Origin of the sequence: Streptomyces sp. NPDC006265 (assembly GCF_040613555.1) — a bacterium.
Lineage (GTDB): Bacteria > Actinomycetota > Actinomycetes > Streptomycetales > Streptomycetaceae > Streptomyces.
Genome location: NZ_JBEXSH010001213.1, coordinates 1 through 2,082 on the forward strand (window position 1 = coordinate 1; position 2,082 = coordinate 2,082).

Genomic DNA, 2,082 nt, shown 5'->3' on the forward strand with positions numbered 1-2,082 from the left:
GATCCAGCCGTAGGTGCGCACCAGGGCACTGATGAAGTGCGGTACGACCACGATCAGCATGGCCAGCGCGGCGCCGCCGAGGAAGCCCAGGTTGAACAGGCTGCGCAGCTGCGCGCTCACCCTGACCCGCTCCGCCTCGCCCACCAGCGCGTCGGTGAGCGACGCCTGGAGCGCGCCCGCCGAGGTCTCCAGGACCGCGATGGCACAGGCGACGGCGAGGAACGCGGCGAAGCCGTCGACCAGGCAGTACGCGGTGAAGCCGGCGGCCGCGAGCAGGAAGTTGACGGTGAGCACCCGGCCCGCGCCGAGCCGGTCCGCGAGCCGGCCGATGGGCACGGTGCAGACCAGACCGCAGAGCCCGGCGACCGACAGGGCGAGGCCCACGCGCTGGGCGGGGATGCCGATGGTCCGGGTGAAGAACACGGCGCTGGAGGTGAGGAACACCCCGAGCCCCAGGGACTGGATGAGCGTCAGGACGCCGAGTCTGCGCGCGTTCCCCGCGGCCGGAAGGGTCTCCAGGAACCAGGCGCGCAGTACGGCGCCGTACCGGCGTGCCTCAGCCATGCGGCTCAGCGCCCTCGGCCGGCTCGGTCCGCAGCCCGTACACCTCCATCGCGGTGTGCACGGCGGCGCGCACCGCGGCGGCGCTCCGCCCCCGGAACCGGAAGATCCCGCAGCCCTCGTCATAACTGCCGGGCCCGGTGATGATCTGGCCGATCGCGGGCAGTTCCTCGTGGTAGACCTCGGGGACGGCCGACCCGGGCGAGGTGCGCGCGACGACCCGTCCGGGCAGCTCGCGCGGAGCGGGGTAGATGAGCCAGCCGCCGGCCCGGGGCCCGGCCGGTTCGGACGGCTGCCACAGCGGGGGCAGGCCCAGGGCCGCCCGGAACGCCTCGGCGAACAGGTCGATGCCGTAGAGGTCGACGTGCAGGAACGGCACCTGCGCGCCGCCCGGCCGCAGCCCGACCTCCAGGAACACCAGCTCGCCCCCCGGACGCCGGATCGCCTCCAGGTGGAACGCGCCGTCGCGCAGCCCGAGCGCCCCCAGACAGCGGTCGGCGAACGTGGTGAGCTCCTCGCGCTCGGGGCCCGGGTCGAGCAGGACCGAGCCGAGCGGGCGGCCGTGTGCGTAGTCCAGGCAGGTGTGGACGTACTGGGAAGCGGTGACGAAGTGGAGGCGGCCGGAGCGGCGGACGCCGTCGACGTGGAAGATGTCCCCCTCGACGTACTCCTCGCACTCGTACGCCTCGGGGTCGACGCCCTTGAGAGCGTCGCGCAGCTCGTCGGCGCTGTGGACGACCGTGACTCCCTGGGAGCCCGCCGCGGCGCGCGGCTTGAGGACCAGGGGCAGACCGCCGAGGGCGTCGACGACCGCCTCCGCCGAGGGTGCGTCGTCGAGACGCAGGAACCGGGGAACCCGCAGTCCGGCCGCGCCCACCGCGCTCTTCATGGCGGGCTTGTCCTTGAACCGCTCGACGAGGTCGAGACCGTAGCCGCCGGGGGCGCCGAGCGCGGCCGAGAGCCGGGCGGCCGTCAGGATGTCGTACTCGGACTGGCCGAAGACGGCCTCGGGCGGGCCGTGCCGGTCCGCGATCTCCCGTACGAGGGGCAGCAGGTCGTCGTGGGCGAGGCTGTCGCGCACATGGACCTCGCTCGCCCCGTCCTGGTCGAGCGCGGGCAGCCCGCCGGGCGTGGTGAGGTACACCGTCCGGCAGGGGTGGCCGTCGAGGAAACGGTGGTACTCGCCGAACTCGTCGCCGGAGCGGTTGAGGACGACGTACAGCGGTGTGGTCCGGTCGGTCACGCGTCCGCTCCCGGTCGCAGGGTGTCGGGCAGGCAGGCCTCCAGATCGGCGGCGCTCACCCGGCCGAAGCCGGGCGCGGGCCGGTCCCGGTGGGCCGGGGTCCTGGCGAGGAAGGCCGCCGCGCGAGGCTCTCCGGCGCCGCCGAGGCGCTGCCAGAGGAGCTCGGCGAGGTCCGGCATCACCGGGAACGCGAGCAGGGACAGGCCCTTGAGCCACCAGTAGGCGCCGTCCTCGGCCGCGTGGGCGACCGCGTCGTCGGCGCACCAGCGGTCGAGCGC

At 74.4% G+C, this 2,082-nt stretch carries 3 protein-coding genes; all 3 read right to left on the reverse strand.

All coding sequences use genetic code 11. From position 1 onward, the window contains the following. On the reverse strand, nt 1–564 hold a 564-nt coding region (locus ABZ281_RS47215; protein WP_356664774.1), incomplete at its 3' end, for an MFS transporter. After that, on the reverse strand, nt 557–1,804 hold the full coding sequence (locus tag ABZ281_RS47220; RefSeq protein ID WP_356664776.1) for a hypothetical protein: 1,248 nt from the start codon (nt 1,802–1,804) through the stop codon (nt 557–559). The genes ABZ281_RS47220 and ABZ281_RS47215, both read right to left, overlap by 8 nt. Next, the coding region (locus ABZ281_RS47225) for a hypothetical protein (RefSeq protein ID WP_356664778.1) at nt 1,801–2,082 on the reverse strand (282 nt) is incomplete at its 5' end. The genes ABZ281_RS47225 and ABZ281_RS47220, both read right to left, overlap by 4 nt.